The organism is Bacteroidia bacterium, assembly GCA_020852255.1.
Lineage (GTDB): Bacteria > Bacteroidota > Bacteroidia > JADZBD01 > JADZBD01 > JADZBD01.
This window is the reverse complement of the sequence record JADZBD010000027.1, coordinates 20,965-29,096: the sequence shown is the minus strand read 5'-3', so window position 1 is coordinate 29,096 and position 8,132 is coordinate 20,965. Positions and strand designations below refer to the sequence as shown.

Annotated in this window: 4 protein-coding genes; 1 reads left to right on the top strand and 3 read right to left on the bottom strand. The window is 47.6% G+C overall.

The window, feature by feature from the left end; genetic code table 11:
• Nucleotides 1–322: 322 nt before the first annotated feature.
• Nucleotides 323–1,633, bottom strand: coding sequence for a T9SS type A sorting domain-containing protein (locus IT233_14125; protein ID MCC7303774.1), 1,311 nt, complete (start codon nt 1,631–1,633; stop codon nt 323–325).
• 339 nt (nt 1,634–1,972) lie between these two features.
• Between IT233_14125 and IT233_14120 the strand changes: the two genes are divergently transcribed.
• On the top strand, nt 1,973–4,057 hold the full coding sequence (locus IT233_14120; protein MCC7303773.1) for a tungsten formylmethanofuran dehydrogenase: 2,085 nt from the start codon (nt 1,973–1,975) through the stop codon (nt 4,055–4,057).
• A gap of 43 nt (nt 4,058–4,100) precedes the next feature.
• Here the strand turns inward: IT233_14120 and IT233_14115 are convergent, their stop codons facing one another.
• Together IT233_14115 and IT233_14110 are read right to left on the bottom strand one after the other, a co-directional pair.
• Nucleotides 4,101–7,070, bottom strand: a complete 2,970-nt coding sequence (locus IT233_14115; protein MCC7303772.1) for a hypothetical protein — start codon at nt 7,068–7,070, stop codon at nt 4,101–4,103.
• Nucleotides 7,071–7,086: 16 nt separating this feature from the next.
• Nucleotides 7,087–8,130, bottom strand: a complete 1,044-nt coding sequence (locus IT233_14110) for a 2-oxoacid:ferredoxin oxidoreductase subunit beta (protein ID MCC7303771.1) — start codon at nt 8,128–8,130, stop codon at nt 7,087–7,089.
• Nucleotides 8,131–8,132: the final 2 nt, after the last annotated feature.

Below are 8,132 nucleotides of genomic sequence, written 5' to 3'. Positions count from 1 at the left end.
TAGAAACAGAAAAAAACTAACTTAGCTGTAACAACAAAAACAGATCATTTATCAGCTCAAAAATGCAGTCAACTATGAGGGGTCAGTTTAAAGCGGAATGTTGGGGTCTATTTGAGCGGAATTTCCACTATAAGGGAAAATGGATGGCATGAGTAGTCTTGGCTGGCCTCTGCGTCCTCATAGCCCTTCTTACGGTATTGCCCTCGTAATGAAGTCGAAAATTGTTTGATTTAGAAGCCTTTAGCTGAAATAATATTTCATCGATAATCTGTATTTTTAGCCTTCCCCATTTCTTAGGCAATATTGATAAAAGTGTACTACCCTACTCTTTTACCAACAGACCACGGGACGTTCCGGATGAAGTCTGAATGACCCAAAGATAGGTCCCTGAGGTAAAAGCGCTCACGTCAAGGGAAAAGAAAGATTGATTTAATTCAGTACTTATCACCTCTTGTCCCACAATTGAAAAAAGTCTGACAGACTCAATATTAACAGGAGAGGAAATATGGGCCAAGGTAGAGCATGGATTGGGAAAAACATCAACCTGAAAATCATTCATGAGCTCGGGAAATCCAACCTGAATTGCGATTTTACGAATGCGACTATTCCACACATCTGCAACCAGAATATCTCCCGACGATGTGATCGCTAAATCGTTAGGATTGGCAAGTGAGGCCAACTGGGCAGGCCCACCGTCTCCTCCGTAACCATACACACCATTTCCCGCCACGAGGTTAATGATACCAGAGTTCAGGTTTATCATTCTGACTCTATTCGTTGCAAGATCTGTAAAATAGAGAAGCGAATCACCCACTAATGTCAATCCACATGGTGAGAAAAGATATGCGCTTACGGCAGGTCCACCATCACCGGCATATCCGGGAGTGCCTGTTCCAGCAATGGTTGAAATCACACCATTAACACTAATCCTTCGAATAACGTGGTTGCCGTAGTCTCCAAAATATATATTTCCTGAAAGATCCTTTGTCACACTAACTGGATAGTTCAGACGGGCAGATGTAGCCGGTCCGCCATCTCCGGAAAATCCAGAGATTCCATTACCGGCAACTGTATTAATAACGCCGGTTTGCAATGAAATTACCCTGATACGATGATTATAAGTATCTGAAAAATATAATTGTCCGCTGCTTGTATCTACAAAGACCGCGGTGGGTCTATACAAAAGAGCGTTTATTGCTACCCCCCCATCACCGTTATATCCCCAACTACTTGGATCTCCTGCTATCTTGGTGATAATTCCTGTAGAGGCATCGATCTTTCTGATTGTTGAGTACGAATAATCACAAAAATACACATTACTATACTGGTCAACACAGAGCCCGCGCACGTTCCCGATGCCGGCATTTACAGCCAACCCTCCGTCCCCGAAATACTGTCCGGTTGAGTCACCGCAAATGGTGGAAATATTACCACTTATTGCATCAACTTTGCGAATTCTCGTATTCATTGCATCTGCAATAAAGACATTGCCTACCCTATCAATATCCACACTTGAAGGGTTATAAAACTGTGCGAATGCCACTGGACCTCCATCACCTGAAAAACCGGAACTGCTACCTGCATAGGTAAAAATTGTATAGGTTTGGCCCAACGCACTAAGGCATGAAATCAACAATAGAATTATCCATAATGAAGCCCTTTCCATTGAAATCCTATTGATTGCCGCTATTTTGAGACTTGGCAAGGTTAATAGCATTTATATAATTCTGGTAGTTGGTATAATCCTCCGGGTCGGGACAACAATTGTTATATTGATCCGGTTGGCACTTTAGACATAATATAGCACTGCTGAAATCATGAAAACCAATTGCTGAAAACAAACCCACCCCCTCTTCCCTGATCTCGAATTTAACAAATCAAAAATAATCTGCAAATTTTTTTCGCCCTGTGGCCAAAGATATTTTACTCATCGCTGTCATAAAATTCCTGATAATCCGTACATTAGCATCCCATGCATGTAACCGGAGCGGTGAAAAAAAAGCCTGAGGAACACAGCCCTGACGCGGTGCTGCTGAAAGCCTTTGAGCTCATGTGTACCGCCAGGGCCATGACAGAACTGTACGAGGCAAACAAAGAAGTTACCTCAAAATATGTTCACGCCACCTCACGCGGCCACGAAGCAGCCCAGCTCGCTTTGGGTATGCAGCTAAAACCACAGGATTATCTTTCGGCCTATTACCGCGACGACGCGCTCCTGCTCTGTATAGGAATTAAGCCTTCTGAACTTATGCTCCAGCTATTGGGCAAAAGAGATGATCCCTTCTCCGGTGGGCGTACCTACTACTCCCACCCCAGCCTGCGCCGCAGCGATATGCCAAAAATCCCCCACCAGAGTTCTGCCACCGGTATGCAGGCTATTCCCACCACCGGTATTGCCCTGGGTATTCAATACCGCGAAAAACTCGGTATCGAAGAATACAAAGGCGATGATAAACCCGTGGTGGGATGCTCCCTCGGCGATGCTTCCATTACTGAAGGAGAAGTGGCCGAAGCCTTCCAGATGGCCGTGCTGAAAAAACTGCCCATCCTCTACTTCATCCAGGACAATGAATGGGATATTTCCGCTCACGCTAAAGAATTCCGGGTGAATGACGCTACGGAATATGCCAAAGGTTTCCGCGGACTGGAAACGCGAACCATTGACGGAACTGACTTTACAAAATGTCTTGAAACGGTACAGGAAGTACTGGAGATCATCCGCAGGGAACGCCGCCCGATGATGATCCATGCCAAAGTGCCTCTGCTGAATCATCATACTTCCGGTGTACGAAAAGAATGGTATCGCGACGATCTGGCGGAAGCCGGTAAAAAAGATCCCTTCCCCCGGCTGAGAGAACAGCTCCTCCGTTCGGGCTTTGCAGCCGGTATGCTTACCAAAACCGAGGATGATGCACGCGCGTTCGTACAAAAGGAATATGAACAGGCGCTGGCCGCGGAAGATCCGCACCCGGAAGATTTGTTCACACATGTTTTCGCGCCTACACCTGTAACGGAAGAAAAAGGAGAACGTACTCCCGCAGGAAAACTGCCCACGGTAATGGTTGACAGCGCTTTATTTGCCATCCGGGAACTGATGGAAAAACACCGGGAATGTCTTTTTTACGGTCAAGATGTCGGCCGGAGGCTGGGCGGTGTTTTCAGGGAAGCTGCCACCCTGGCCCAGCAGTTTAGTGATGATCGTGTATTCAATACGCCTATCCAGGAAGCATTTATTGTGGGAAGCACCGTAGGTATGAGTGCGGTAGGACTTAAACCGATTGTGGAAGTACAGTTTGCAGATTATATCTGGCCGGGACTCAACCAGCTGTTCACAGAAGTGGCACGATCCAATTACCTCAGTAACGGAAAATGGCCGGTAAGCATGATCCTGCGCGTACCAATTGGCGCATACGGCTCCGGGGGCCCGTATCATTCTTCATCTGTTGAGTCAGTGGTATGCAACATCAAAGGTGTAAAGGTTGCTTATCCTTCCACAGGTGCCGATCTGAAAGGATTGATGAAAGCGGCTTACTATGATCCTAACCCCGTGGTGATCTTTGAACATAAGGGATTATACTGGAGTAAGATCAAAGGCACAGAAGACTCGCGGACGGTGGAACCCGATGAGCATTACATCATCCCGCTCGGAAAATCCCGTCACGTGCTTACCTGCTCCCCTTCCTCCCTGCCTACATTAACTGTCATCACCTACGGCATGGGCGTTTACTGGGCGAAGAACGCGGCAAAAAATTTTCCTGACCGTGTGGAGATCATAGACCTGCGCACACTGGTGCCGCTCGACGAAGAAGCGGTATTTTTCTCCGTAAGAAAACATGGCCGCTGCCTGGTACTCACGGAAGAAACCCTTGATAATTCCTTTGCCCGTGCGCTGGCCGGACTTATTTCTGAAAAATGCTTCGCGGAACTGGATGCGCCTGTCATAAGCATGGGAGCAGAGAATCTGCCGGCGATCCCCCTGAACTCTACTCTGGAGCGTACAATGCTGCCTAATGCGGAGAAGGTGAAAGAAAAAATAGAATGGATACTGGGGTACTGATATAGATATATAGAGATATAGATATATAGAGAGAGAGGGTGACCTACTTCTCCGAAGGTTTGAACTTCAAATAATACACTGTTCCGGGCACGTCCATTTTTGAAATGCTGCCGTCCAGCTGCTCGGTAAGAATCTTTACAAGCTCCAGTCCGAGCGTGGGCTGCTCTCCTTCAAACGGATCTCCCTTATATCCTACCCCATTATCCCCGATGATCAATTCGTACTCACCGGAGGTAATGGCTTTCAGTTCAATATGAATTTCTCCTTTATCCGTATCGGGGAAAGCATATTTAAGTGAATTGGATATGATCTCGTTAAGCATAAGTCCAAGCGGAAGAATCGTATTCAGATTCAGGTAGCTCACGGTGGTATCTATCTTCAGGCGAATATCCTTATTCACCTGATAGGTGTCAATCAGTCCTTTAAGCATAAGCTGAAGGTACTCCCGTACATTGATACGGCTCACCTCATTACTCTTATAAAGGCTTTCGTGAATAAGCGCAATGGACTTCACGCGGTTCTTGCATTCTTCGAAAACTTCCAGCGCTCTGGGATCCTGCACGTAGCCCGACTGTATATTGATCAGCGAATTAATCACCTGAAGATTATTCTTTACCCGGTGATGGATCTCTTTCAGAAGAATCTCCTTCTCCTCTTTCTGGCGAATAAGTTCGGCGGTGCGCTGCGCTACGGTTTCTTCCAGCGTTTTATTGGCCTTTTCCAGCTTCGCTTTCCGCATTTTGTTGTACCGGTTTATTCCCAGTAATAGTCCGCCCAGGCAGATCGCAATAAACCACCAGGATGCCCAGAAGGGATAGAGAATGCGGAAACTGAAGGAAGCCGGCTCCTTGCTTTCCACACCATCTGCGCTGATGGCCTTTACATGAAACGTATATTTCCCGGGAGGCAGGTTAACGTAGTGTGCGGCAATATCCCTGCCGGGAGGAGTCCATTCCTTGTCAAATCCTTCCAGCAGGAAAGTATACTTCACATTTTCGGGCAGTGTTTTGCTCGTAGCCACAAACTCAAATGAAATATGATTTTGTCCGTACGAGAATACCGGCTCAATGGGTAAACGGAACCAGGGAGTGAGCGTATCTTTGAGGCGTGCCCAGTCCACTTTCTGGTACTGAAGGCTCACGTTGTGAATAAAAACCAGCGGTTCACCGGTGTCAGGTATTTCGTGGGAGGGAGAAAAGCGAATGGCTCCCTTGATGGTTCCGAACCACAGGTCGCCGTTCTGGTCCATCGCCGTAGCGCGGGAATTACATTCAATGCCCGTAAATCCCTCGTTCCGGTTATAGTTCCGGATTTTAACAATTTTCCCGTCCTTATCCACCTCCAGGCGATCCACTCCGCGGTTAGTTCCTACCCATATATTTCCTTTCTTATCGGTGAGCAAAAGGTAAACGGTGCCGGATGCCAGTCCATTCTTTTCATCGTAGGAAGTAAAACTTTTTCCATTATACACTCCCACACAGCGATCGGTGCCCACCCAGATATTTCCGAAGTTATCTTTTACCATTGATCCGGCATACGAATTGCATAATTCCTTGGAGGCCGGCAGAAACGAAACTTTATCATTCTCGACAAAGAAAATTCCATCGCCGGTTCCGAAATAGATTCTTCCGTCGGTGGCTTCAACAAAATTATATACATTAAGGTTGTAAGCGTCGTCCTGCTGACGGAAGTACTTCACTTCATTTCCATTCAAACGGAAAAGACCCGCGCCGCCGCATCCTACCCATATTGTTCCTTTACTATCTTCAAACAATGCGCGCACTCCTGTTTTCAGCGTATCGGATAATTTCTTCAGCACCGCCGCACCGCCGCTGTATTTATACAAACCTTCGTGGGTGCCGATCCATGGTTCACCGCCGGAGGTATTAAGGATAGAATTTACTCTGCCCTTTACGCCGCTGACGGTCTTCATTTCCTTCCCGTCCCAGATTCCCGCACCCTCTCCAAGTGTTCCAACCCAAAGGCGACCCTCTTTATCGGAACTGAAGGCAAATATACCGTCGGAATTCAGCAAAGGAACATTCGTATAATACATAAAGCGGTTGTCACGAAAGCGCTGAAAACCTGAGCCGTTCATTCCGAACCAGACATTTCCGGAGCGGTCAGCCGCAACACAGTTCACATTCATATTAGACAGTCCGTTCGAACGCGTGAACCAGATCTCATTCCCGCTTTCAATAAGCAGGATTCCCTGCCCCATGGTGGTAATCCACATCCGTCCGGCGGCATCCTTCAGTGTACCTGTTATATGTGAAGTGATCACAGATTTCAAATGAATTACTCCCGGTTCTTCATTGCCGGAAACACTGAGGGAATAGAACTGGGAAGGGCTTTCGGATATGAACAATTTACCCTGCCCGTAATCCGAAATTCCTGTAATATGCCCGTTGAGTGTTGTTGCTTTACGTCCCGCCCGTGTTAGTGTTCCGTTGGCGAAGCGATAAAGGCCGGCGGTTGTTCCGACCCAAATTACGCCCGGCGCGGAACGGTAAAGACAAGTAACCTGAAGCTGCACGTGTGTTTCCGGATCTTCTGTATAGGATTTAAAGCTTCCACGGGTGAAAACAGTAAGTCCGCTGGAGGTGCCAATCACCATATTCTCCCCGTCTGCCAGCATGCCGGAAATACTTGTGCTTAAAAGTCCATCCTGGACCCCGATCTTCCGGAAATTACTGCCGTCGAAAACAGAGATGCCGCCCCAGGTGCAGGCGAACCAGATATCTCCTTTATGGTCTTCCGCAATACAAGGAACAATTTTACCACCGAGGCCGTCTTTTTCCTCGTAGGTAACGAAGTTCTTTCCGTCGAAGCGTGCCACTCCGCCACCGCTGGTTCCGATCCAGAGAAATCCGCGGGAATCTTCGAAAATGGCCAATGCCTGTGACTGCGACAGACCATCCTCCAATGAATAGCTTCGCAGATTATACTGCTGCGCTGTTCCGCAATAATACAGAACAAAAAAGAACAGAAAGGGAATTGGAAAGCGCAGCATGAATGAAGTCCCCCGCTTAGTTGATCTTCCAGGTTTTATCTCCTGAAAGAATTTTATCCAGCGAAAGCTTTCCCTTTTTAGCAGTTACCTCCTCCATCTGTTTATCCAGCTGCTGATCCAGCACCTCGCGCTGTTCTGTGTAAAATACGCCGAAAGGACGGGGTAAATGACCGGCTTTGGCCGGGCTGTCAAAAAACCTTGCAAGCAGTACCGCTTTTGTTTTGTCCTTCTCGTCGTGTATCCAAAGATCGTTTGCGGAATGCTTTCCGTCCTTAATATTCACGATCCGGGGAACAAAACCGTCCAGCAGGATTCCGAATTCGTCATTTGCGCCGAAGACCAGCGGCTTTTCATGCTCCACGAAAAGACTTTCTGCTTTCCGGGTATCCTTCTCCGTATAGGTAAAGAAAGCCCCGTCGTTGAATACCGTGCAATTCTGGTAAATCTCTACCAGTGAAGATCCTTTGTGTTCATGCGCCCGCTTCAGCATCACCTGCATGTGTTTGGGATCGCGGTCCATGGTACGGGCATAAAAAGTTCCTTTAGCACCCAGCGCCAGTTCCGCCGGATTGAAGGGCTCATCCACCGAACCGTAAGGAGTAGATTTAGAAACCTTTCCCAATTCGGAAGTCGGGGAATACTGCCCTTTTGTTAATCCGTAGATCTGGTTATTGAAAAGCAGAATATTAATATCCGGGTTCCGCCGCAGGGTATGAATGAAGTGATTCCCACCGATGGACAAGCAGTCGCCGTCGCCGGTAACCACCCAAACGCTCAGGTCAGGCCGCGATGTTTTCACCCCGGTAGCAATCGAGAGCGCCCGGCCGTGGATCGAATGCATCCCATATGTATCCATATAATAAGGAAAACGGCTGGAGCATCCGATGCCGGAGATGAAGGCAAAATTTTCCTTAGCGATTCCAAGCTCGGCGAATACGGTTTGAGTTTGTTTCAGGATCGAATAATCACCGCAACCGGGACACCATTTTACTTCCTGGTCGGAAGCAAAATCCTTGGACTGCATTTTTCCGTTGGTAGCCTGAGATGTTATAGTCGGCATAG